The following is a 21984-nucleotide window of genomic DNA, read 5'->3' on the forward strand; positions in this document are numbered from 1 at the left end:
TGAAGCACCTGTGGGAGCCGATCATCTTCGACCCCGACGGCGAGTCATCCGATGAGTGAGCCGCACAGCCCCGCCCTGGCCGCTCTTCTGGCTGCTGGTCGCCGCGAGCTGGCCAAGCACCGCACCACCACCCTCCGCAAACGACCCCGCAAGGACGCCACCGTGATCACCGAGCCCACCCCTGACCCGATCCCCGCCGATACCGCCCCACACGCCTACGTGGCGCTGAAGCGGTACCACAACGTCCACGCCGACCGCCCCGAGTGGGAGCCCGAGGCTTTCACCGTCCCGGAGTGGAATCACGCCGAGCTGGAGAACCGACGCCGCCAGGGATACGAGCTGTTGCCGATCGGCCCGGACAGAGACACCGGCACCCGAGCCATCACCACCGAGGCTGCGGACCTTGCCGTAGAGGTCAAGGAACTCCGCGCAACCCTCGCCGCTATCAAGGCCGTCGACCCCGACCTGTTCGACCCGACCGGCGGCACCGACCGCGGAGCGGCGTACGAGACCTACGGGTCCGCCGGGGAAGAGCTGCGGGAGAAGTTCCTGGCCGCGATCGGCGTGAACGTGAACGACTACGACGAGGTGTCCGATGCCTGCTGACATCACCCTGTACCGGAACGGGTTCTGCCCCGACTGTAAAGCCGACCTGACATGGTGCCGAACAACCGGCCGCGAGGAATACCTCGCCGTCGACATCACGCCCAGTGATGCGGGAACCGTCGAGGTCGCATTCGGTCGCGCAACAGTGCTGACCGAGCCGGACGCTGTTGTTGCCCGAGAGAAGGGGCGGACGCTGTTCACCGCGCACGCCGCCACGTGCAAGGCGGTGCCCGATGCCGAGTGACACCACAGGCCGCGGCCTGGTGGCCGAAGCCCGCGCCCTGGCTGGCCTGTTGCCAGCGGACGACGGTCGGATCTCGGACGAAGTGATCCGGCGAACCCGCACCGCCCTGCCCGCCCTGGCCGACGAGATCGAAACCCTACGCACCCAGCTCGACCGCATCCGTGAAGCCCTCGCCCAGCATCCCCGCTGCGATGTCCACCCCGACGACGACGAGCCGATCACCTGCGGGTGGATGCGCGCTGTCGCGTCTGTGCAGTGGGCGCTCGATCAGGCCACCCAGACCACCACCGAGGAGGACGGCGATGAGTGACCGCGACACCCTGATCGAGCTGATCGACGACACCCGCGCCGACGGGCACTCGCCCAGCGAGGCGGCCGATTACCTGCTGGACGCTGGCTGGCGTCCCCCCGCCCGCGAGGTTGACGACACATGGGAGCTGGATGCGCTACCGCAAGGCGCAGTCGTTGCCAGCGGCGACAGTGACGTGTTCCAGCGCTGCGTCGGGGGTTGGTTCGAGCCCGGCCGCCTGGAGCCGTTGGATAGCGCCGAACTAGTCGGCCACCTAGTCGGCCACGGCCCCGTCACCGTCGTGTACGTCCCCACCGAGGAGGCGTGATGGCGCGCGTAAGAGACGTCTTGGAAGCACACCAATTCCAGAACTACTCCTACGGCGACGGCTACCACGAGCCGATGGAGAGTGCTGAGATGTGCTCTTGCGGCCACGTCTATCAGGAGTGGCAGCAGCACGCCTGCTCGGAGACGTGCTGGTGCCGCGACGCTGAGCCGGTCGATGTCGCCGCCAGGCACATGAACCACGTTCTTGGGGTTCTCATTCGGGCGCGGCTGCTCCGAAGCTCCACCGAGGCGACCTGCCCGCACGACAGCCGTAGCGGCGATGCCGGCGGCCGGTGGCGGTGCGATGAGTGCGGTACCGACTGCGGACCGAACACCTACCTCACCAAGGACGGTGCGGAGTGAGCGCGCACATCGGCCGGTCTTGGACCGGTCACACCATCGAGGACGGATGCCCATGCCCGCAAGAACCCTGTGGGCTGGTCGACACCCGGAAAGCGCACCCCGACTGCGAGCACCACCCGATGACCCGCGCGAAGTCCATCCGGCAGGGCCACCCCGCCGACCAGTGCCCTGGTGCGCGTCCAGAAGCTCCACCGACCGAGGAGGCCGGCGGCCGTGGCTGATATCCAGCTCGAACCCACCTGCAAGTTCATGGCCGCCAGCGCGTTCCTGTCGACCCAACCGCATCCGCTCGGGTTCGTCATCACCGACAACGTCCGGTTGGGCCGCGCCCTCTGGGCGTACCAGTGGGCCGCCCAACACCTGGCCGAGTGGACCAGCGGCGGGATGGTCCTCGAACCATCCCGCAACGACCTGTACGCCGCGATGCGGGAATGGGAGCAGGCCCGTGGCTGACCAGACGTTCACCACCGACGACATCGCCCTGGCGATCGAGATCCCCGGCATCTACGACGGCACCTCCTGCTGGCTGCTCCGCGACGGCCGACTCATCAACCGGTGGACCCGCGGCCCGGCCCGCCGGTATGAGGCGACACAGCGGTGGATCGACACCAACGGCGCCGCGCTCCGCGCCGCAAACACCGACCTGCTCGACTGAACGGAGACCACCCGATGACCGACACCCTGCACACCCTCACCATCTACGGCGCGTCAGACGACCTGCTGGAACTGGAGGGGTACATCACTGAGGAGTACAACGTCTACTCCGCAACCACTCTCGCCTTCACTGCGCCCAACGGGGCACGGGTGGCGATCGTGGCCGAGTTCGGCGGGTACGTGGCCATCCCGAACGGCGGTTGGGCGCTGTCGGTCTGTCACCTCGACCCGCGCTGGACGTACCCCGTGCGCCTGGCCGAGCGCCCGGATGACAGCGCTGATCCCGCAGTCATCCTCGAAGTACCCGAGGGCACCACCGTGCGGGAGATCGGCCGATGACCGACACCTGCTCCTGCCCGCCCGACGACTGCCACGGCGGGCACACCATCAACGTCGGCCCGGTCACCGTGGACGCGCCCAAGCACCTCGCCCTCGATGACTTGCGCACTCTCCGCGACGCCACCGCGTACAGCTACGAGGCAGGCGACTACCCGCCCAACATGCCCGCCCACCTGCTTGAGTACACCGCCGGAGACGGTGGCCTGCTGAGCCTCCTCAACCAGGCCATCAAACAGGCCGAACTCCTCGACGCGGCGACGCCCGAAAACCTCGCCAGCACCGAACGACCGAGCGACGCCCGGTTGCAGGAGGTGCTGGACGGGCGAGCCGCGTCCTGGCGGATGACGCAGTCGATGGCCGCTGAGCTGCTGGCGTTGCGTGCCGCCCTGGCCGATCGTGACGACCTGTACAAGCGCGTCGAGGAGCTGGAGGCCGCCCAGCGGGAGCCGATCGGGTACGCCGTCATCACCGACCACCTCGGTGCCCGATGGGTACAGACCGGGCCGGTGGCGTCCCTCGACCACGCGCGAGCGCGAGCGCGGGTCTACGTCGAGCAGGCTGCCCGCGTGGTCGAGCTGCGGGAGGTGGCGGCCGAATGAGCACTGTATGCCGTTGCTGCTGCACTCATGACCGGTGGTGGCGTGGCCGGTGTCTGGACTGCGGGATCACCACCGGCGAGCCGCGGGGAGGTGCCGAGTGATCCGCTCCGACCGCTTCCTGATCTCCCAACGCCCCTACGCCGCCAGCCTCGACAGCTACCGCCTCACCACCAGCGACGACCCCAACGGCGTGTGGCATCGCGGCCACATCGAGGCGGTGTGGTTCCGTCGGCGTCGCGGCGTCACCGTCGCCTGCATCGGCTACCTGTCCGGTTTCGGCCGCCGCACCATCCCGGCCGACGCTGTCGACTTCCTGGCCGGCGAGACCGACGGCCGATACGGCGGCACCTGCGTGGGCCGGTGGGACGGCACCGGCTACTGGGGTGCCGAAGACCCCGACGTAGCCGCCAAGGATCTGGCGATCCTGCGGCCGATGCTCACCAACTACCCGGAAATCCCGGACGGTTGGGATGGGTGGTGGCGGTACCCGTCGACCGCCGAGCGGCGGGAGGTGGCCCGGTGACCGTCCTCTACCACGGCGGTGTCCCCGGCCTCCGGGTCGGTGACGTGATCACCCCAGACCACGACCGCCGCCGCCATGACGGGTGCGCCCAGTGCGCGGCCGGTGACTCGCCCGGCCACCACGCCGTCTACGCCAGCACTTCCCGCCTGTACGCCACGCACTACGCCAGCCTGTACGGCCGCGGCGACCTGTACCGGGTTGAGCTCGATAACCCGACACGGTCGACCGAGGACAGCATTGAGACCTGGCATGGGCCGACCGCGCGGGTGGTTGCTGTGCTGGATCGGGCTGTCCTGTTGACGATGTCGCAGCGTCGCCGCCTGTATCGGGAATGGCGGGACGCGGACAAGGCCGTCGGATGGTCGACCGGTTTCGCGGCGCGGGATTTCGCGTTGGCGCGCCGGATCGGGCTGGTGCTGCGGTGAGCGCCTGGATCACCTGCAACGCCTGCCAAGGCGACGAAGGCGAAATCGTCGACGGCGAATGGGTCGACTGCCGCTGCTGCCAGGGCGAGGGCGGCCACCCCGCCGACGAGACATGGAGCTGCCGGTGCGCACCGGCGAAGGAGGTGGACTGATGCCCTGGTGGGACGTATACGAAGCCGACGAACTGCGCCGCCGCGAGCGCATTCGAGCTAACGGGGGAGTCATCGGGCCGGACGGCGCGGCGATCTACCCGACCAAGGCCGACCCGCCGGCACCCTCGCCGCCACCGCGGCCGAGCCCGCCGGCGCCGATCATGCCGCCCGAGCCGGTCACCCCGCCCGTGCCCGGCCTGCTCGGCTGGATCGTCGCCCTGATCGTCAAGCGCTGAGGAGGAGACTATGAGCAACTACTGGAACCTGCACTGCCGCAGCCATTCCGAGACGTATTCGCTTGAGTGGAATCGGGGCGGCGACGAGATCCAGCGGCTGATTCCCCTCCTGCCGAAACTCGCCGAGCTCGGCCCGGAGATCGACCAGCACACCCGGCTGGATATCACCATCCCCGGCGTCGCCTACTTTGCCGCCGAGCACAACGGTTGCGACCTCATCGCCGTTGACGAGTACGGCCGATTCCACGACCAGTGCGCGAAATACGTGGCGTGCAAGTGCTGCGGGAAGACCTCGGTGTGCCGCCTCGCCCACGGTCACGAAGGCGAATGCGGCCACGAACAGTCGACCGGGAAGGTGCTCTGATGGCCGACACCGAGATGTTCCTGTCCCGCGCCGACTGCCACGAGCTCGTCGCCGCACTGCGCGAGATCCCCGACCTCCTGGAGCCGCTCGCCCTGGCCATCATCCGCGGTGACCGGCAAGGCCTCGACGCCGTCACCTGCCGCCCCGCACCACAGTCCAAGCCGCCGGTCGACTACGGCGCCCAGGCGATGGCCGACGACCTCCACAACCTGCTCTCGGGCTGGGTGCGGGTGGTGTGCGACCACCGCGCCATGGAGGTGCCCTACGTCGGCGACATCCCGGCCGCGGCGAAGTGGCTCGACACCAACGTGATCGCCTTGGCCATGACACCCGGCGCCGACGCGGCGTTCCACGACATCGTCAAGGCGATCACCGGGCTCCAGCGGCGGCTGAAGCGGCCCGGCGACGGGTCGCTCACCGAGGACGAGCTGACCGCGGCCAACCGGATGGTCATCACCGCCTACCAGATCGACAAGGTCACGCATCTGCTCGGCGAACGCGGGGAAGGGCTCAACCGGCGGCGGGTGGAGGTACTGGACAAGGCTGGGGTGCTGAAGTGGTGCACGCGAGATCGGGACACGGGGACGCGGTTCTATCGGCTTGGGGACATTCTCGAAGCTCATGCGGTGCATCCGCGGCGTGGGAGAGGATCGAACGCATGACAACTGAGGGGTTCATCGAGACAAGTGTTTGCAACCGCGGGCGCTCTCGGGCGCTGGGGGCACTGGCTTTCGTAGCGGTAGTAGCAGTCGGTGGGTGCGGAGGAGGCGAGAATGCTGACGAACCCGTGTCCCCTGGCGCGCCTGCCTCCGATGCCGCCGACGGCGGCACGCCGTTCTACATTGTCGACGTAGAGGTGGGGGAGCCGTTCAACATCAGCAATGCCGATGGTCGTACGGGCATCGTCACCCTGCACGGCATCGAAATCGAGCCAGAGTGCAGCACCGACTATGGCACTGTGGATGCCGCTGAAGGCACGTTCGTCGCTCTGGACATGGAGCTGGAAACCACTGCCAATCCGCCGACGAAATACATCTCGTCAGCGTGGTTCGATGAGGAAACTCCAGACGGGTACACCCGGGCGACGCCCAGCACGCTGGGAACCTGCATCGCTGATCGTGACGGTTTTCGATCTGACCCGAACCCGAACAGCAAGTATCGAGGCTGGGTTCTGGTCGACGTTTCGAATCCAGCCTCCACGCTGCTGATGTCCGACATCTGGGACGGTCGGTCGCAGCCGATGGTCTATCGAATTCCCCTGCGCTAGGTGCCGCTGGTCGATGCGATCTGGCAGGCCGAAGCGGGCGTGGGACAGGGTTGGAATCAGTCCTGCGCCACGCTCCCGGCCGACCTGCTTCAGTAGTTCGTCGGCTGGCTACGGCGTTCGGTAGTTCACTACGTGTTGATCGGGGTGGATGGTCGCCACGACGAACCCGAAGGCGCCAGCATGTCCTGCGGCGACGGCGAGCTTTACGGCGGCGGCAAGCACGATCGATGTGGCGGTTCCGCGGGGAAGCGGGACGCGCACGGACTGGTCGGTGATGGTGATGCTCCTTGTTCGACAGCGCGAGGTTGCGCTGAACTCATGTTCTCGCTCGCGTCAAACCGCACGCGACTACGGGATCATCCAGAACATGTCAGACCCCCCTGCTGTACTGAATGCCTACCGATTTTGGTCACATCTTCGCCGTTCACGGCCGTTTCGTGACCGAAAGTGCCTACCATTCAGGCAGGCTGGGTAGACGTTGGAAGGGGTGCCAAATGCCGCCGTACTAGAGCCGCAGGATGCTGTCATCGAGCTCACGGATGATGACGTGAAGGCGTCGATCCGGGCAGCTTTGTCGCGCCTGGGCTGCACGTTCGATGAGCTGGCTGAGCAGGCGCGAACGGGCGATTTCGACTCGCTACAGGCTCGTCTCGCGTGGGTAGCGCTCGGAGGCTTCCACGGGAAGCCAGTTGGCGAAGTCTGACCTTCACAGCCTGGCCCGAGACTTCGCGGCCAGGCTATCCAACCTGCTCAACAAAACGGTCTGCAACGGCATCCGTTTGAACGCCTCCGTCGAACCTGGCACTGCGGTCGTTGTCGTATCGAACGAATCGAAGCGGCAGGACCTGGCGCGGACGGCAGGGGTTCCCATTTGCCACCGCGGAAAAGCGAAGCTCCACCTGACCATCTCAGTCCGCCTGGCCCTGGATGACTTCAGCGAGTATCTAATGGTCGTGTCATCCGTGATGGCGCTCTCACGCGCGGCCGATGGGAGTGGCGAACTACTCCACTACGACTACGAGCGCCATAAGGAAGACGGGTATACCGAGGCGCATCTGCACGTCTGCGCATGTTCTGACGAGTGGTCCGCGCTCCTCCCTGACACGCCTCTGAAGAAGCTCCATCTCCCCGTTGGCGGCTGGCGGTTTCGCCCGACATTGGAAGATGTGATCGAGTTCCTGATTGTCGAGGGGCTGGCCGAGGGGCGCGCTGGCTGGCAGGAAGTCCTGGACCAGTCGCGCCTGGAATTCCAGATGATCCAGTTGCGGGCAGCCATTCGCAGGCACCCCGATGTAGCGCGGGAGGCACTTGCCAAGCTAGAGAAGGAAGAGCAGGCGAAGCTGGCGCAATAGTCGGCGCGTCACCTCTCGACACGTTACGTCTGCTGTAGTCTCTAAAGTGCGCGAGGAGTAGGCCACCGGCCTGCTCCTCGTTCGCATTCCGGCGTAACCCCCCTGCGCCACACTCCTCGACCCCGTCAGTCTGCGGCTGGCGGGGTCGAGCTGTAGCGACGTAGAGCAGCTCGGTAGCTCGGCGGCCTCATAAGCCGCAGGTCGCGGGTTCAAGTCCCGCCGTCGCCACGACAGCGCGTCAAACCGGCAGGTCATGTCCGGCAAGCAGCCCAAGGCGCCACTTCCCGCGCTCACACGCTCGGTGCTCCAACCCCGTCCTACTCGGAGACTCACGCGGGGGGCCACGCTGCGCGCTGCACCTCGTCGCACCGGCCCTAGCGGTCACCCCCTGTGCGCTCAGCGCTACGGGCTCGGTGCGGCCCCCCGGGCGCCGCGTCCTTGCAGGTCGCATCGGCGAAACCCCAGGTCGCCCACCGGCCGCGGTGCTGATCGAGGGCCGCCTACGGCAAAAGCCCAGGAAAGTGCGGCGTCGTTGCAGGTCGCACGCCATCGCCAAGCGTCAACCAAACCCGGCCAACCTTGGCCATCACGCAGATCGGCCCCGGCCGGCAGTACCACGCTGCCGGAGCTCCGGGGCCTGACCGATTGGAGGATCGGCTATGCAGGAAATTACCCCATCGAACACGCAGGTCGCCCCGTTCGTCTACCAGGGCGTGCCGGTGCGATCCGTGATTATCGACGGTGAGCCTTGGTTCGTCGTGGCGGACGCGGCGAAGGTCCTCGGCTACCGCGACGCAAGCAATGCCGCGCGGCTGCTTCGCCCCCACCAACAGGGGTACTCAGAAGTGAGTACCCCCAGCGGGACTCAGCGGATGCTCGTCGCAAATGAGGGCGGCGTGAACCGCCTCATCATGCGCAGCAACGCGAGCAACGCGGAAACGGTGCAGGACTGGTTCACAGACGAAGTCCTCCCCGCCATCCGCAAGACCGGCACCTACGGCACCGCGTCCGCGATGAGCGATGAAGAGCTGATCCACCAAGCTCTCACCGTGTCGGCCCGCCGCGTCGCCGAGCTGACCGAGAAGGTGGCCGAGCTGTCGCCGAAGGCGGCCATGGCCGACGACTTCCTCACCGCCTCCGGCGGCGCCCGCCTGGTGCGCGAGGTCGCGAAGCTGATGGACATGAAGGAGAAAGACCTTCGCCGGTTCCTGCTCGAGGAGAAGCTGGTATTCACCAAGCACGCCCCCTGCGGAGCCGTGCAGTACGACCACTACGCCCAGTTCGCCCACCACTTCCAGGCCACCGAGCACGTCGTCAACCACACGTGGGGATCGTGCACCCACTACACGCTGATGATCCTGCCGCGCGGCATCGAGCTGATCGAGAAGCGCCGCCTCGCCGCCATCCAGAACCCCGAAACCGTTCACATCTGAACCCGAAGGAGATCCCCATGCTCTCGACCCTGTCCGCCGTCGCCGGTGACATCGACTGGAAGCTGCTCGGCCAGGCCCTCGTCGACGTGGCCGGCGCAATCATCGGCGCCCTGCTGTGACCCTGGTCGACGCCGAGGCTGCCCTGGAAACCCTCCGCTCTATCGGCATGATGCTGGGAAGCATGCTCGGCGTCACCGCCGTCATCGACCTCGGCGACGACATCGTCGAGGCCTGCGCGCCGATCGTGTCCGAGATCGCCCACGCACACGACGGCTGGGTCATCCAGTGATCGCCGACCTGATCGCCTGCCTCCTGCGCCAGCCCATCCGGACGCTGGAGCAGCCGCTCGTGTACACCGCCCCCCTCGGCTACTGGAGCTGGTGATGGACGCCCCGGACTACACGATCATCCAGCCCAGCACTCCCGGCGCCGACTGGTACATCGACGGCCGCCGGTACGAAGAGGCCAGCCGGACACCCACGCCGGACGGCTTCACCATCGAACTCAAGCCGTCCAACCGGCTCTGAACGCACCGTGTCCGTGTCGTGGACCTGGTAGCCCGAAAGGATCTCCATGGCAACGCCGTTCACCGCCATCACGACCACCGTCTCAGGTACGACACCGGTACAGATCGCTACCTGGCAGCGAGGCGACAGCGCCTTCGCCGTCCTCGTGCGCGCCAGCAACGGCTCGTCCGCGACGGTGTGGCTGACCAGCGACCCCAACGGAACCAAGGCCGAGGCATTCCCGTTCTACGGTGGCGACCTCATCGGCTTCGATGTCCCAGCCAAGGCCAGCGCGTACGCGCCAACCCCGCCCGCTGAAACCCTCTATGCCTTCACCAATGCGGGCCAGGCCACCGAAGTGTCCGTGCTCATCGAGCCTCGCTGATGGCGTCCACACCCGACACCATCACGCTCGACCTGCTGCTGCGCGTGCACGGCAGCACCGAGCTCCACGAGGTCGCCACCATCGACCTGCCCGTCACCTACACGGCCGCCTCGCCGGGCGTCGTCCGCCAGGTCACCGACTACAGCCCCTTCGCCGAAGCAGGCAAGGCGATCGCCGATGCCCTGAGCAAGATCGCCGACGATGCCTGAGTGGGCGGGCCGCCTCATCGATGCCGTCGTCCAGCTGCTCATCCGCATCGGCGGCTGGAGCCGGTGGCCGTGAGCCGCCGCGCATTGATCACAGTCGACCGGTCCGCGGTCACCAAGACGTACTCCGATCTGGCGCAAGCGCGCGCTGAGGTCGACTGGTACCGGCGCGTCCCCTGGGCCACGCCAGAACTGCTCGATGCCGATCTGGATAGGGGAGTGCTGGTCATCGCTCGCCACCGATCGGCCGCCGACCACCGCGAGGATCGACCGGCAGGGGAGCTGGCCGAGCTGCTTCGCAGGCTCGAAGCGGCAGGCGTTCACCACCGCGACGTCCACGTGGGGAATGTGGTGCTCACCGGTGACGGCCCGCGGCTGATCGACTGGGAGACAGCCACCTCCGCCGATGCTCCCTCCTACGACCTACACGGCCCCGAAGCCTCCGGCGTCCCGGTCCCCAAGATCCACACCGACCTCGGCACCGGCTACCGCATGTGGTGGGGCGCCGCTCACCGAATGTCCATTCGATCCCGTTGGGGGTGCGATGTCCCACCTGTATCAGCCGCGTTGGGTTGACGGCCGCGAGGTCGGCACCGGCCGCCGCGACGCCGCCGGACGCTACACCGCCATCGCCGAATACCTCGACGATGCTCGCGACTTCACCGTCCTCGACTTCGGCGCCTACGGCGGCTACTTCTCCGCACGCCTCGCAGACGAGCGCAACGCCACCTGTACCGCGGTCGACGACAGCGAGCACCTGACCGGCGGGCCGAAGGTGGTCCCCATCAACCGGCGACTGTCCGCGGCCGAGCTGCTCGATCTCGGCCCCTGCGATGTGGCACTGTGCCTGTCGGTGCTCCACCACCTGCCCGATTGGCCGGACTACCTCGATGCGCTCACCACGATCGCGCCCCTGCTGTTCGTCGAGACCGCGCACCCGAGCGAGCGACTGCCGAAGGCCCGCGCACACGGCGACTCCGCCAAGATCGCCGCCGCCGTCGAAGGCCTCGGCGGGAAGGTGCTCACCACCACCCCCGGCCACGACGCCCGATTCGACCGGCCGCTCTGGGTGATCGACAACCGGCCGCCGGCCGAAGTGTTCGACCGGGGCGGCGAAATGCCCGAGTCCGAGCCGGTGGTGAACGTCGGCGAGCCGGAGCCGATCGTCGAGCCGACGAAGCGGCCCCGCCGCCGCCGGACCCCGAAGACCGAAGACTGAGATGAGCACAGCGGTCGTCACGACTTGCTGGGGCGCCTACGGCCGGTACCTCACCGACTGGGCCGAGTCGATCGCCGGACAGACCCAGCGGCCGACGCAAGCAGTGATCGCCGACCTCGGAGTCGACGACCCCGATACCGTGGCCCACGCCACGGAAATCCTTCGCGCGACTGACGTTCCATGCGATGTGGTCACCGGCGAGTATGCGGGCATGGGCGCGGCTCGCAACACGGCCGTGGCGGCCACACGCACCGAGTGGGTCATGCACCTCGACGCCGACGACACCCTCCTGCCGCACGCGCTCGCCGACGTCGCCGAGCTGACCGGCCAGGCCGATGTGGTGTCGCTCGGCGCGATACGCGACGGCCGCCCGGTGTGCTTCCCTGACGTGTCCCGCGAACGCATCCTTGCCCGCGGGCACGGCGCGTTCTCCTGCAGCCCGTTCCGGCGCAGCTTGTGGGAGCGACGCCCGTTCCACACCGCCAACGACTGGGTCGACTCCGTCCTGTGGGTGGGGTTCGCGCACCTCGGCGCTCGATTCGCCGGCACTACGCGCCCCGGGTTCGTCTACCGGCAGCACGACGATTCGTTCTCCCACCAGCTCACCGCTGAGGATCGGCGGCAGGCGGTACGCCAGTGGAAGCACGCCTGCCGAAGCTGGGAGCTGGCGTGATCGCCTGGGCTGTCGTCGGCCACGAGCAGCGCCTGGCCGCTGTAACCGATCTCGCGCGTACGCTCGACGCTGTCATCACCCTCGACGACGGGAGCCGCGGCGCCGCCGCAAACCATTTGAAGGGCTGGGCCGCTACCAGTTCGCCGAGCTCCGAGTGGGCCGGTGTCGCCGAAGACGACGCGCTGCCCGTCGACGACTTCAACGACCAAGCCGAAGCGGCGCTCCGTGTCGCACCAGCAGACGTGGTGTCGTTCTACCTGGGGCGAACCAGGCCCAGAAGATGGCAAGAGCGCATCCCGCCCGCTATCCGTGCCGCCAACAACGCGAAAGCCTGCTGGCTCACCACTACCCACCTACTCCACGGAGTTGCGGTAGTCATCCGTGCCGAACTGCGCGACGACTGGCTCGATTTCGCTCACGGAAGCCACCTTCCGATCGACGAACGCCTGTCCGCCTGGTGTCTCATGCGAGGCCACGTCGTCGCCTACACCTTCCCATCGCTCGTCGACCACGCCGACGGGCCAACCCTCATCGACCACACGGGCCAACCCGCCGGCCCGCGCATCGCCTGGTGCACAGGCACCCGAGACCACTGGATCGAGAAAGCGGTGAAGCTGTGACCGAACCCGACACCACCGACGTCTACGAGATCTGCTGGATCAGGGGCGAAGGCATCCAGGGCGCGTTCACGATCGAGGCCAGTCAGGTCGACTACCCCGACGATCCCGAACTCCCGGCCTACCGATTCCACGCGCACGTGGACGGGGCATTGAAGACGGTGCTGCACATCGATGCTCGACGTGTCGCATACGTCCGCCTCGCCACCAACACCACCCCGCCGACCCCAAGCCGAGCATCCGAGGTCCGGACCTCGATCTAGACGGCCTGTGTCGACCTCGCAGCGCTCCACCACCACCCGAGACCGACATAGAGCAGCGATCCGCCGCCTACGCCCACCGTGCGCCCTCTGCGACGCAGACATCGACTACAACCTCCGCTCACCACATCCGATGAGCTTCGTCGTCGACCACATCATCCCCCTCGCCCTCGGGGGCACAGACGAGCTCGACAACAAACAGCCGGCGCACCGGGTGTGCAACGAACGCAAAGCCGCTAAACACCCCGACCAGACCAAGACCAGGCCGGTGCCACGCCAGTTCGTCACCACACGCACCTGGTAGCCGACCGACGACGATGCCCAACTGCCCAGGGCTGACCTGCCTCTGGGTCGAACACCCGGGGGAGGGACTCCCCCGTTGGGCAGCCGCCTCCTTCGGCATAGGCGATTCCTCCCCCCGACCATCCCCCCGCCCCCCCGGGGCGCCGAGCACCGCCTGGAGGTGATCGCATGGCACGCAAGGCCCTGCGGGTGGTCGCCGACGAGGAGCGCAAGCCCGAGCCCGCCACGCTTCTCGAGGCTGTGGAGACCGGCGACATCCTGGAGATCATGCTGGCCCAGCGCCGCATCATCGCCGAGTCGCTGACCAACGCTTCGGAGAACACGCGCCCGCAGTACAGCAACGAGCTGAACAAGCTGAACAAGCTAATCGCCGAGGAGCAGGCGCGCCGCGCGACGCAGTCGGCCGACGACTCGGTGGTGGCAGAACTTGAAGTCGAAGCCTGGGACGGAACCGGCTACTGACCGCCGGCCGCTGTCGGCTGTCGCGCGTCACGTAGTCGCGCCGGTCGGGATCGTCGGCAGTGAGTGGCCTTCGGTGCGGCGCACGTGTCGGCGCCTGGGCTGGGACTTCGACGGATGGCAGGACGGCGCGGCGATGCTGATTCTGTCGTTGCGCGTCGACGGCGAGTACGCCTCGGACACGATCGTCATCAGCATCCCGCGCCAGGTGGGCAAGACGTACCTGATCGGCTGCATCATCTTCGCGCTGTGCCTGATGAAGCCCGGCCTACGGGTGATCTGGACGGCGCAGGTGAAAGACACTGCGCTGGAGACGTTCGAGCAGTTCTACGACATGTCCCAGCGGCCGCAGGTGAAGCCGCACATCGCGAAGACGCCGCAGGGCAAGGGCGACGAGGCGATCGTCTTCACCAACGGCAGCAAGATCGAGTTCGGCGCCCGAGACTCCGGCTTCGGCCGCGGCCGCACCGACGTCGACGTGCTCGTCTTCGACGAGGGGCAGCACCTGTCGCTGCAGGCGCTGGAGAACATGGGCGCCGCGCAGAACGTCGCGGACAATCCGTTGTGCTTCGTGATGGGCACCCCGCCCAGGCCGCAGGACAAGGGCGAGTACTTCCAGGTCACCCGGCAGGAAGCGCTCGACGGCGAGTCCGACGGCACGCTGTACATCGAGATGTCGGCGGACCGCGACGGCGACCCGATGGACCGCGAGCAGTGGCGCAAGGCGAACCCCAGCTTCCCGCGGCGCACCAGCGAGCGCGCGATGCTGCGGCTGCGCAAGAAGCTCAAGAACGACGACAGCTGGCGACGTGAGGCGCTCGGCATCTGGGACGAGATCCTCAAACACCAGCCCGCGGTGAGGATGTCGACGTGGAACGACCTGGTCGACATCGGGCCGGCCGACGGCACGCGCCCGAACGCGCTCGGGATCGACATGTCCCCGGCGGGGGAGATCTCAGTCAATGCCTGCTGGGTGGACGGAGATGCCGCGCACTGCGAGGAAGTGTGGGCCGGATGGGATCTGGACGCCGCAGCGACGTGGGTGATTTCACGGTCGCTGCGGCGCACTCCGATCACGGTCGGCTCGGAATCGCCTGCTGTCGCGCTGGTTCCGCTGCTGCGTTCCCGGAAGCTGAACGTCAAGCAAGCGTCGATGCTGGATGCGGCGAAGGCCTACGGCCTGCTCATTCCCAAGGTTCGGCCGGGCCTGTTCACCCACGGCGGGCAGGGATCGGTCACCGATGCATTGAAGGTGGCGCCGCGGCGGCCGATTGGCAAGTCCGGCGGGCTGGGCTGGGACACGACTGATGAAGCCCTGAATATCGCGCCGATCGTCGCCATGACGTGGGGGCTGTACGGCGCGGAAACGACGAAGCATGCCCACCGCGGCGGTGCCGCGTTCCTGTGACGGAGGTGAGATGGCCGAGCCGATGGACGAAGACGACCTCCGATCGCTGATCGCGGACATGTGGCAGCTGCACATGCAGGAGCGGGCATGGCTGGACCGGATCTACGACTACACCAAGGGCCTGCGCGGTATACCGGCCGTACCGGAGGACGCCGGCGATGAGGTCAAGGACATCGCCAAGCTGTCAGTGCTGAATGTGCTGGCAGGAGTGCGTGATACGTGGACACGGAACCTGTCGGTGGTGGGGTTTCGACGCTCGACGGCGCGCGAGAACGATCCGGCGTGGACGTCGTGGCAGCGCAACCGGATGGACGCACGCCAGAAAGAAGTCCACAAGCCTGCCGTCACCTATGGCGCCAGCTATGTGCGCGTGCTTCGGCCGGAGGGTGGTAGGCCGATCTGGGCCCCGCGGTCTCCCCGCCAGCTGCTGGCCGTCTACGCCGACCCGAGCTTGGATGCGTGGCCGGAATACGCGCTGGAGACCTGGATCGACAAGACCGGCGCCAAGAAGCGTCGCGTGGGGCACCTGATCGACGACGAATGGGTGTACCCGTTCGACCTCGGCGACATCCCGCAGGAGGAGAAGGACCCGAACCGATCCCAGCCGATCTCTCCACACGACTTCAGCGAGCCGTACCGTCATGGCGCGAAGTACGACGGCGAGCCGGTGTGCCCAGTGGTGCGGTTCGTCAACGATCGGGACGCCGACGATCAGATCGTCGGGGAGGTCGCGCCTCTGATTCTCGATCAGCAGGCGATCAACAACGTCAACTTCGATCGGCTCATCGTGTCGCGCTTCGGCGCCCAGCCACAGAAGGTGATCTCAGGCTGGTCCGGAACCGGCGGGACCGCGCTGGCGTCCTCGGCGAAGCGGGTGTGGGCATTCGAGGACCCCGACGTGAAGGCGTACACGCTGGACGCGGCCTCGGTAACGGGTTACACGGAGCTGCTGGACTCGATGAAGGCCTCGATGTATGAGCGCGCCGGCCTTTCCCCGGCGAAGAACGGGAAAATGGTCAACCTCGCCGCCGAGTCGATCGCGATGGCCAGCAAGGACGAGAACGAGAAGATCATCGACAAGCGCGAGTCGTTCGGCGAATCGTGGGAGCAACTGTTCCGGCTCGATGCCGAAATGGACGGCGACTCCGAGACCGCGGTGGATGAAGCCGCCGAGGTGGTCTGGCGCGACACCGAACCGCGCAGCTTCTCGCAGGTGGTGGACGGGATCGTGAAGCTGGCTCAGGTCGACGTCCCGATCGAGGCACTGCTCCCGATGGTGCCGGGGATGACGCAGCAGCAGATCCGCGCCATCCAGGAAGCAATGCAGCGTCAGCGGGCCGCAGAGCTGACGGCGATGCTGCGGGAACGCGCGGCGGGACGCCAGGTGCCGGATGCCGTCGCAGGCTGAGATTGAGCAGCATCAAGCCGACGTCGAGGAGCTGTCAGCGCTGGCGGTAGCCGAGGTGGCAGCACTGGCCATGCTCCTGACCGGGGAAGACGATGAGCAGTCCCTGGTGGACGCCGTGCCGCCGATCCTCGAGCAGTTCATGGAGGCCTCGGCGGTACTCGCCGCAGACTGGTATCGCGGCCTGGCGCGGGATCGTCCCGTCGCCCCGCAGCCGCAACCGAGTGCGCCAGCTCCGATCGTGGGACCGACGAGCCGGCAGGCACTACTGGATGCCCGCGACTTCCAGCCGGAGCTGCCGGAACTGCCGCCTCGCGAGCAGGTAGAAACGTCGGTACGGTGGGCGATCCAACCGCCCGCTCCAGCCCCCGAACCCCGCGAGACCTCGGCGCTGGACGTCGAGGAAATGGACGAGGACGACCTCCGCACCGAGGTCGCACGTCTCCGGGACAGGCCCGCCAGTGAGCCCGTTGAAACCGCGACGGAGGTCGTTGCGGAACAGCGCGACGAGGAAGAGTCCGATACTCGACCAACCGAACCGCCGCGCGCACGAATCACAGCGCCCAGCGAGGGAGCACCTCGAGCTCGTGTCGTAGGAGCGACGGAACCGCCGCGGCCTACCGCCACCCCTGAAAGCGCCCCACCACCCCGCGACGAGGCCGGTCCGCAGCCTTCGCCCGCACGTGAGCCCGCGCCCTCGCGCGCGCGCGTGATCCCCGCGGAGGCGACCGAGCAGCAAGCGCGCGTGATCTCCAGGCTCGCAGGGACGACACAGCGATACGTGACCTCGGCAGCCCGGAACACGATCACCCACAACGCGACCGTCGAGGGCACGCGATGGCTGCGGCATGCCCAGGCCGACGCTTGCGCGTTCTGCCGGATGCTCGCCACGCGCGGCCCCGCCTACCGCACCCGCGAGACCGCATCCGAGGTCGGCGCTTCAGGCCGCATCCGCGGATCCCGCGCGGCAGGCGAGAGCTATCACGACGACTGCAGTTGCGTGCCGGTCCCCGTGCGAGCGGGTGACACCTACGAGCAGCCCGACTACGTGGCCGAGTGGACCGACCAGTACTACCTGGCCGTCGACATCGTCGGCAATGCCTTCAACACCCGGGCGATCCTCGCCGAGATGCGGCGGCTCGAGGTCGACAACGGCGGATCCCGCCACTGATCCACCCGGTCGATCCGGCCGGGTTTCACCTGCTGGGCGCGACGCCCAGCAGGTCCACCCTCGGACGGCGCGACGCCGTCCTACACCCAGAAGGGCCGATGGCGCGATGCCTGAGACCGAAGCCAACACAACCGATTCCGTGGAGACCGAGGCTGCCGAAACCGACGCGACGTCGGAACTCGGAGACGCCGGCAAGGCCGCGATCCGCAAGGAACGCGAATCCCGCCAGCAGCTCGAACGGCAGCTCAGGGAGTCCAAGGAGCTGAGCGACACCCTGGCCGCGAAGGTGCAGGAATTCGAGGACCGTGACAAGTCCGAAGCTCAGAAGCTGACCGACCAGATCGCCGCGCTGCAGCAGCAGCTCGCCGACAAGGACGCCGAAGTCGCCAAAGCGACGCTCGTGGCCACCAAGGCCGAGGTCGCCCGTGTCAAGGGCGTGCCCGCGAATCGCCTGTCCGGCAGCACGAAAGAAGAACTCGAGGCCGACGCCGACGCCTACCTCACCGAGGTGGCGCAACAGCGCGACTCGAAGCCCCGCAAGCCCCCGGTCACCGGACTGAAGTCCGGAGCGTCCAGCAGCGGTGATACCTCCGCGAATCCGCGAGAGGCCGCTGCCGCGGCGTTGCGACGCATGCGCAACGGGGGCTGACCCACACACCCGCCAGGACTACGCCTCGGCGGGCGATCCAGAAAGGAGCTCCGCTGATGGCGGATATCTCGCGCGCCGAGGTGGCAACCCTCATCCAGGAGGCGTACGCCCCCACCTTGCTCAGTGCGGCCAAGAAGGGTTCGACCGCACTCATGGCGTTCCCCACTACCAACATGGGAACCAAGCTCACCCACCTGCCGGTCCTGGCGACCCTGCCCGAGGCAGAATGGGTCGGCGAGTCCGCCACCGACCCGGAGGGCGTGAAGCCCACCTCGCAGATCACCTGGGCTGACCGCACCCTCGTCGCCGAGGAAGTGGCCGTGATCGTGCCCGTGCACGAGAACGTCGTCGACGACGCGACCGAGGATCTGCTGACCGAGACCGCCGAGCTGGGCGGTCAGGCGATCGGCAAGAAACTCGACCAGGCCGTGTTCTTCGGCGTCGACAAGCCGTCGTCCTGGGTGTCTCCCGCGTTGCTGCAGGCGGCCATCGCGGCCAGCCAGGCCAGGGCCGTCGTGGACGGCCCGGCCAATGTCGACGACATCCCGGGCTCGGTGAACCAGGTTGCGGAGCTGATCGCCGACGCGGGTTGGGCGCCCAACACCTTGGTGTCGGCGCTGTCGATGCGCTACAAGGTGGCCAACCTGCGTGACGCCAACGGCCAGCCGATCTTCCGCGACGAGAGCTTCGCGGGCTTCCGCACGTACTTCAACGAGAACGGCGCATGGGATCGGGATTCGGCGGTGGCGTTCGTGATCGACTCCTCGCGAGTTCGGATCGGCATCCGCCAGGACATCACCGTCAAGTTCCTGGACCAGGCCACCGTCGGCGGCATCAACCTGGCCGAGCGCGACATGGTCGCGCTGCGGTTCAAGGCGCGATTCGCCTACGTTCTCGGCACTGCCGCGACGTCGCAGGGCGCGGACAAGACCCCTGTCGGCGTGGTCACTCCGGACGTCACCAGCTAGTACCGGCACGTCGTGACCGGGGTGGTCATCGGGGCCCGACCTGGGACCTTGCCGGCCACCCCGGTCGTCGGGTGACCCAACTGGACCGAGGAGGTGGACGTGGCGCTCGCAACGCAGGAGGACGTCGAGGACGTACTCGGCCGGGATCTGACTTCGGACGAGGAAAGCCGGGTGGACGGCCAGCTCGAGGCGGCCAGCGATCTCGTAGTCGGGCATCTATATCCGTGCCCGATCCCGGATCCGGTACCAGGCGCGATCACGCGGGTGACGGCGGAGATGGTGGCCGACCTGATCACGCGGAAAGCGGCGCCAGTTCCTGAGGGTGCGACGTCGCTCGGGGCTGGTGTGTACAACGTCGGCTTGGACGTGGGCGCCACGACCAACGGGCCGTGGCTCACCGCGAAGCTGAAGACCAGGCTGCTCCCGTACCGGTGTGGGAACGGGATGGCGTCGGTAGCACTCACCTCCGATCGGTACATCACGTGACCTTTCCGACACCGCACACCGTGGGATGGCACATCCGAAACTCGGACGGCCCGGATCGGTTTCGGGAGGCGCCCGCCTACACACCCCCACGGGAGCAGCCGGGCACCCCCACAGCCGTGATCGGGTGGACCGCCAAGTCGGGATCCGGTGCACGAGATGGTCGCCAGCACGTCGGCCACGACCGCACCGAGACCACCGTGGAGCTGTACGCGCCACCGGACTGGACCCCCGCTGTCGGCGACCTCATCGACCTGCCCGACGGGCAGTGCGAGGTCATCGGAATCGAGGACTACCGGTGGGGATTCCACGGCTGGAAACCCGGCACCGTCGTGCTTCTGCAGAGAATCGAGGGCTGACATGACTCCTATCCAGTGGCGCTTCGCCGCCTTCCGGGAGATCCGCACCCTTGAGGAGACGAAACAGATGCTCCACGACTTCGCGAAAGTCGGTGCCCGGGAGGGCGGTGACGGGTTCGTCGCACGCGCCAACACCGGCCGGAACCGTGCCAGGGCCGCGGTGATCGCCGCGACTCTGCGGGCGCGGCGTCGCAACGCCCGCGACCACACCCTGGTCGGCCCGGTGATCGACGCGATGAAAGCTCACGGCCAGTGACCGCGATCTTCGCTCAGATCGAGGTCGCGGTCGCCGATCACCTGACTGCCGCGCTGCCCATGCGCGGCATCATCGTCCCGGTCCGCAACGCTGTGCCCCGCACCGGCAGGCCGCCGAGCTACGTGCTGGTGACCCGCCCCGGAGGCGGCCAGCGAAACCTGGCGACCGACGGCCCCCGGCTCGTGGTCGAAGTGGTGGCCGAATCGGGTGCCGACGCAGGCAGTCTCGCGGCCATCGTCCGCGCGCTGCTGCGCGCGGCCGCGCCCGGGTATGTGGGCGAGGTGTGGATCGATCGCACCCGCGACGTCGGACTGGCTTTCTCGCCGGATCCCGATACGAACGCTCCGCGCTACCTGCTCACTGTCGAGGTGTGGCAGCGGGGAGCGGCCTTGGCCTGACTTCGGGTCGACAACTTCATACCACTCTCCGGGCCTGCGCAATCCCGAAGGGAGAACACGGAAATGGCACTGCCATCCACTGATTTCATCGGATCGGGTACGCCGAACATCGCTGTCACGGGCGGAGTTCTGACCGGTCCGCTCGGCACTCCGGTGCCCACCACGGCGGCCGCGGTCATCGATCCTCTCATCAAGCCGCTCGGCTACGTCTCCGAGGACGGTCTCGAGCCGCAGGGCGAGCGAACGGTGAACGCGATTCGAGATTGGAACGCCGACATCATCGCCCAGCTGCAGACCGAGCACTCGGTGCGGTTCTCGCTGACCCTGTATGGGGCATGGGACGAGGACGTTCTGGCGGCCGTGTTCGGTGCCGAGAACCTCACAGTGACCCCGGCGACGCCGTCGACAGGGAAGCTCATCACCGTCCAGGAAACCGGCTCCGTCCTGCCGAATGCGGTGTGGATCTTCGACATGAAGACCGCCGAGAAGAAGCTGCGGATCGTCCTGCCGAACGCCAAGTTGTCCGAGACCACCGAGCGATCCTTCGTCGCGGGCGAGCTCGCGGGGTTCCAGATCGTCGTCGAGGCGTTCAAGGACGACGCCGGCATCAAGGCTTACCGCTACTACGACGACGGCGTCTTCGAGTCCGCGTCGTAACCCTGATCCCGGTCGGTGGCGGGTCCACCTACCGCGCAGGCCCGCCCGCCACCGCCGGGGCCTACGGGTCCTCGAACGTGCCTGCGCCCAACGAGAAAGAGGTCTGCGCGATGACCGCCAAGCGTGCACCCGTGCGTGCAGTCAAGAATCAGAAGCCAGAACGAGTGACCGAGAGCTGGGTCACCACCATCCGCGACGTCGAAATCACCCTGCCGTCCCTGTCGTACTTGAAACCGGGGCTGATGCGGAAGATCCGTGGCCGCAGCGAGCTGGACCAGTTCTTCATGCTCCTCGAAATGCATCTCAACGAAGAGCAGCTCGCCGCGATCGACGACCTCGACCCTGACGAGTTCGCCGAGTTCACCGACTCCTGGCGCGAACACAGCGGGGTGTCGCTGGGGGAATCCTGAGCCTGGTCGCCCTCATCGA

Annotated in this window: 40 protein-coding genes and 1 tRNA gene; all 41 read left to right on the forward strand. The window is 67.5% G+C overall.

Going from position 1 to position 21984, the window contains the following annotated elements; translation table 11 throughout:
- Positions 1 to 51: 51 nt before the first annotated feature.
- Positions 52 to 606 (forward strand): hypothetical protein, encoded by a 555-nt coding sequence (locus ACFOW8_RS08165; RefSeq protein ID WP_378547733.1) that lies wholly within the window; start codon positions 52 to 54, stop codon positions 604 to 606.
- On the forward strand, positions 596 to 850 hold the full coding sequence (locus ACFOW8_RS08170) for a hypothetical protein (protein WP_378547736.1): 255 nt from the start codon (positions 596 to 598) through the stop codon (positions 848 to 850). The genes ACFOW8_RS08165 and ACFOW8_RS08170 overlap by 11 nt, the downstream gene beginning before the upstream one ends.
- Positions 840 to 1160, forward strand: a complete 321-nt coding sequence (locus ACFOW8_RS08175; RefSeq protein ID WP_378547739.1) for a hypothetical protein — start codon at positions 840 to 842, stop codon at positions 1158 to 1160. The genes ACFOW8_RS08170 and ACFOW8_RS08175 overlap by 11 nt, the downstream gene beginning before the upstream one ends.
- Positions 1153 to 1467, forward strand: a complete 315-nt coding sequence (locus ACFOW8_RS08180; protein ID WP_378547742.1) for a hypothetical protein — start codon at positions 1153 to 1155, stop codon at positions 1465 to 1467. Before ACFOW8_RS08175 ends, ACFOW8_RS08180 begins: the two co-directional genes overlap by 8 nt.
- Positions 1467 to 1829 (forward strand): hypothetical protein, encoded by a 363-nt coding sequence (locus tag ACFOW8_RS08185; RefSeq protein WP_378547745.1) that lies wholly within the window; start codon positions 1467 to 1469, stop codon positions 1827 to 1829. The genes ACFOW8_RS08180 and ACFOW8_RS08185 overlap by 1 nt, the downstream gene beginning before the upstream one ends.
- Before the next feature lie 213 nt (positions 1830 to 2042).
- Positions 2043 to 2282 carry a hypothetical protein gene (locus tag ACFOW8_RS08190; RefSeq protein ID WP_378547748.1) on the forward strand — a complete coding sequence of 80 codons (240 nt, stop codon included), beginning with the start codon at positions 2043 to 2045 and terminating at the stop codon, positions 2280 to 2282.
- A complete protein-coding gene (locus ACFOW8_RS08195) occupies positions 2275 to 2484 on the forward strand; it encodes a hypothetical protein (RefSeq protein WP_378547751.1) in 210 nt (69 codons plus the stop codon). The genes ACFOW8_RS08190 and ACFOW8_RS08195 overlap by 8 nt, the downstream gene beginning before the upstream one ends.
- A 14-nt stretch (positions 2485 to 2498) precedes the next feature.
- On the forward strand, positions 2499 to 2822 hold the full coding sequence (locus tag ACFOW8_RS08200) for a hypothetical protein (protein ID WP_378547753.1): 324 nt from the start codon (positions 2499 to 2501) through the stop codon (positions 2820 to 2822).
- Positions 2819 to 3421 carry a hypothetical protein gene (locus ACFOW8_RS08205; RefSeq protein ID WP_378547756.1) on the forward strand — a complete coding sequence of 201 codons (603 nt, stop codon included), beginning with the start codon at positions 2819 to 2821 and terminating at the stop codon, positions 3419 to 3421. The genes ACFOW8_RS08200 and ACFOW8_RS08205 overlap by 4 nt, the downstream gene beginning before the upstream one ends.
- 97 nt (positions 3422 to 3518) lie before the next feature.
- The gene (locus tag ACFOW8_RS08210; RefSeq protein WP_378547759.1) at positions 3519 to 3944 is read left to right on the forward strand and encodes a hypothetical protein; all 426 of its coding nucleotides are present in this window, start codon (positions 3519 to 3521) and stop codon (positions 3942 to 3944) included.
- On the forward strand, positions 3941 to 4369 hold the full coding sequence (locus tag ACFOW8_RS08215) for a hypothetical protein (protein WP_378547762.1): 429 nt from the start codon (positions 3941 to 3943) through the stop codon (positions 4367 to 4369). The genes ACFOW8_RS08210 and ACFOW8_RS08215 overlap by 4 nt, the downstream gene beginning before the upstream one ends.
- Positions 4366 to 4521, forward strand: coding sequence for a hypothetical protein (locus ACFOW8_RS08220; protein ID WP_378547765.1), 156 nt, complete (start codon positions 4366 to 4368; stop codon positions 4519 to 4521). Before ACFOW8_RS08215 ends, ACFOW8_RS08220 begins: the two co-directional genes overlap by 4 nt.
- Positions 4521 to 4757 carry a hypothetical protein gene (locus ACFOW8_RS08225; RefSeq protein WP_378547768.1) on the forward strand — a complete coding sequence of 79 codons (237 nt, stop codon included), beginning with the start codon at positions 4521 to 4523 and terminating at the stop codon, positions 4755 to 4757. The genes ACFOW8_RS08220 and ACFOW8_RS08225 overlap by 1 nt, the downstream gene beginning before the upstream one ends.
- Positions 4758 to 4767: 10 nt before the next feature.
- On the forward strand, positions 4768 to 5121 hold the full coding sequence (locus ACFOW8_RS08230) for a hypothetical protein (RefSeq protein ID WP_378547771.1): 354 nt from the start codon (positions 4768 to 4770) through the stop codon (positions 5119 to 5121).
- Entirely contained in the window at positions 5121 to 5783 is a 663-nt protein-coding gene (locus ACFOW8_RS08235; protein WP_378547774.1) for a hypothetical protein, read from the forward strand. The genes ACFOW8_RS08230 and ACFOW8_RS08235 overlap by 1 nt, the downstream gene beginning before the upstream one ends.
- Positions 5780 to 6388, forward strand: coding sequence for a hypothetical protein (locus ACFOW8_RS08240; RefSeq protein ID WP_378547777.1), 609 nt, complete (start codon positions 5780 to 5782; stop codon positions 6386 to 6388). Before ACFOW8_RS08235 ends, ACFOW8_RS08240 begins: the two co-directional genes overlap by 4 nt.
- A 689-nt stretch (positions 6389 to 7077) precedes the next feature.
- Positions 7078 to 7740: a hypothetical protein gene (locus ACFOW8_RS08245; RefSeq protein ID WP_378547780.1), complete on the forward strand. Its 663-nt coding sequence runs from the start codon at positions 7078 to 7080 to the stop codon at positions 7738 to 7740.
- Between the two features lie 154 nt (positions 7741 to 7894).
- Positions 7895 to 7968, forward strand: a tRNA-Met gene (locus ACFOW8_RS08250).
- A 431-nt stretch (positions 7969 to 8399) separates the two neighbouring features.
- Positions 8400 to 9173 (forward strand): phage antirepressor, encoded by a 774-nt coding sequence (locus ACFOW8_RS08255; protein ID WP_378547783.1) that lies wholly within the window; start codon positions 8400 to 8402, stop codon positions 9171 to 9173.
- A 115-nt stretch (positions 9174 to 9288) separates the two neighbouring features.
- Entirely contained in the window at positions 9289 to 9462 is a 174-nt protein-coding gene (locus ACFOW8_RS08260) for a hypothetical protein (protein ID WP_378547786.1), read from the forward strand.
- 94 nt (positions 9463 to 9556) lie between these two features.
- On the forward strand, positions 9557 to 9700 hold the full coding sequence (locus tag ACFOW8_RS08265; RefSeq protein ID WP_378547789.1) for a hypothetical protein: 144 nt from the start codon (positions 9557 to 9559) through the stop codon (positions 9698 to 9700).
- 46 nt (positions 9701 to 9746) lie between these two features.
- A complete protein-coding gene (locus tag ACFOW8_RS08270; RefSeq protein ID WP_378547792.1) occupies positions 9747 to 10064 on the forward strand; it encodes a hypothetical protein in 318 nt (105 codons plus the stop codon).
- Complete coding sequence (locus ACFOW8_RS08275; protein ID WP_378547795.1) at positions 10064 to 10273, forward strand: hypothetical protein; 210 nt, start codon at positions 10064 to 10066, stop codon at positions 10271 to 10273. The genes ACFOW8_RS08270 and ACFOW8_RS08275 overlap by 1 nt, the downstream gene beginning before the upstream one ends.
- Before the next feature lie 69 nt (positions 10274 to 10342).
- Positions 10343 to 10846: a phosphotransferase gene (locus ACFOW8_RS08280; protein WP_378547798.1), complete on the forward strand. Its 504-nt coding sequence runs from the start codon at positions 10343 to 10345 to the stop codon at positions 10844 to 10846.
- Positions 10815 to 11489: a class I SAM-dependent methyltransferase gene (locus ACFOW8_RS08285; protein WP_378547801.1), complete on the forward strand. Its 675-nt coding sequence runs from the start codon at positions 10815 to 10817 to the stop codon at positions 11487 to 11489. Before ACFOW8_RS08280 ends, ACFOW8_RS08285 begins: the two co-directional genes overlap by 32 nt.
- Position 11490: 1 nt before the next feature.
- Complete coding sequence (locus ACFOW8_RS08290; RefSeq protein ID WP_378547804.1) at positions 11491 to 12162, forward strand: glycosyltransferase family 2 protein; 672 nt, start codon at positions 11491 to 11493, stop codon at positions 12160 to 12162.
- Positions 12159 to 12782: a hypothetical protein gene (locus ACFOW8_RS08295; protein WP_378547807.1), complete on the forward strand. Its 624-nt coding sequence runs from the start codon at positions 12159 to 12161 to the stop codon at positions 12780 to 12782. The genes ACFOW8_RS08290 and ACFOW8_RS08295 overlap by 4 nt, the downstream gene beginning before the upstream one ends.
- Positions 12779 to 13042, forward strand: coding sequence for a hypothetical protein (locus ACFOW8_RS08300; RefSeq protein ID WP_378547810.1), 264 nt, complete (start codon positions 12779 to 12781; stop codon positions 13040 to 13042). Before ACFOW8_RS08295 ends, ACFOW8_RS08300 begins: the two co-directional genes overlap by 4 nt.
- Positions 12954 to 13343 (forward strand): HNH endonuclease, encoded by a 390-nt coding sequence (locus tag ACFOW8_RS08305; RefSeq protein ID WP_378547813.1) that lies wholly within the window; start codon positions 12954 to 12956, stop codon positions 13341 to 13343. The genes ACFOW8_RS08300 and ACFOW8_RS08305 overlap by 89 nt, the downstream gene beginning before the upstream one ends.
- 167 nt (positions 13344 to 13510) lie before the next feature.
- A complete protein-coding gene (locus ACFOW8_RS08310) occupies positions 13511 to 13804 on the forward strand; it encodes a hypothetical protein (RefSeq protein ID WP_378547816.1) in 294 nt (97 codons plus the stop codon).
- A 133-nt stretch (positions 13805 to 13937) separates the two neighbouring features.
- The gene (locus ACFOW8_RS08315) at positions 13938 to 15209 is read left to right on the forward strand and encodes a terminase (RefSeq protein WP_378547819.1); all 1272 of its coding nucleotides are present in this window, start codon (positions 13938 to 13940) and stop codon (positions 15207 to 15209) included.
- A 10-nt stretch (positions 15210 to 15219) separates the two neighbouring features.
- The gene (locus tag ACFOW8_RS08320) at positions 15220 to 16617 is read left to right on the forward strand and encodes a phage portal protein (protein WP_378547822.1); all 1398 of its coding nucleotides are present in this window, start codon (positions 15220 to 15222) and stop codon (positions 16615 to 16617) included.
- Positions 16601 to 17785: a VG15 protein gene (locus ACFOW8_RS08325; protein ID WP_378547825.1), complete on the forward strand. Its 1185-nt coding sequence runs from the start codon at positions 16601 to 16603 to the stop codon at positions 17783 to 17785. Before ACFOW8_RS08320 ends, ACFOW8_RS08325 begins: the two co-directional genes overlap by 17 nt.
- A gap of 106 nt (positions 17786 to 17891) precedes the next feature.
- Positions 17892 to 18434: a hypothetical protein gene (locus ACFOW8_RS08330; RefSeq protein WP_378547828.1), complete on the forward strand. Its 543-nt coding sequence runs from the start codon at positions 17892 to 17894 to the stop codon at positions 18432 to 18434.
- 56 nt (positions 18435 to 18490) lie between these two features.
- Positions 18491 to 19402: a phage major capsid protein gene (locus ACFOW8_RS08335; protein ID WP_378547831.1), complete on the forward strand. Its 912-nt coding sequence runs from the start codon at positions 18491 to 18493 to the stop codon at positions 19400 to 19402.
- A 99-nt stretch (positions 19403 to 19501) separates the two neighbouring features.
- The gene (locus tag ACFOW8_RS08340) at positions 19502 to 19888 is read left to right on the forward strand and encodes a hypothetical protein (protein WP_378547834.1); all 387 of its coding nucleotides are present in this window, start codon (positions 19502 to 19504) and stop codon (positions 19886 to 19888) included.
- 116 nt (positions 19889 to 20004) lie between these two features.
- A complete protein-coding gene (locus ACFOW8_RS08345; protein WP_378547837.1) occupies positions 20005 to 20244 on the forward strand; it encodes a hypothetical protein in 240 nt (79 codons plus the stop codon).
- A gap of 1 nt (position 20245) precedes the next feature.
- Positions 20246 to 20500 (forward strand): hypothetical protein, encoded by a 255-nt coding sequence (locus tag ACFOW8_RS08350; RefSeq protein ID WP_378547839.1) that lies wholly within the window; start codon positions 20246 to 20248, stop codon positions 20498 to 20500.
- Positions 20497 to 20898, forward strand: coding sequence for a hypothetical protein (locus tag ACFOW8_RS08355; RefSeq protein ID WP_378547842.1), 402 nt, complete (start codon positions 20497 to 20499; stop codon positions 20896 to 20898). Before ACFOW8_RS08350 ends, ACFOW8_RS08355 begins: the two co-directional genes overlap by 4 nt.
- Before the next feature lie 63 nt (positions 20899 to 20961).
- Positions 20962 to 21555, forward strand: a complete 594-nt coding sequence (locus ACFOW8_RS08360; RefSeq protein ID WP_378547845.1) for a phage tail tube protein — start codon at positions 20962 to 20964, stop codon at positions 21553 to 21555.
- Between the two features lie 110 nt (positions 21556 to 21665).
- Positions 21666 to 21965: a hypothetical protein gene (locus tag ACFOW8_RS08365; protein WP_378547847.1), complete on the forward strand. Its 300-nt coding sequence runs from the start codon at positions 21666 to 21668 to the stop codon at positions 21963 to 21965.
- Positions 21966 to 21984: the final 19 nt, after the last annotated feature.

The sequence above is a fragment of the Nocardia rhizosphaerae genome (assembly GCF_042650365.1).
GTDB classification, from domain to species: Bacteria; Actinomycetota; Actinomycetes; order Mycobacteriales; family Mycobacteriaceae; genus Nocardia; species Nocardia rhizosphaerae.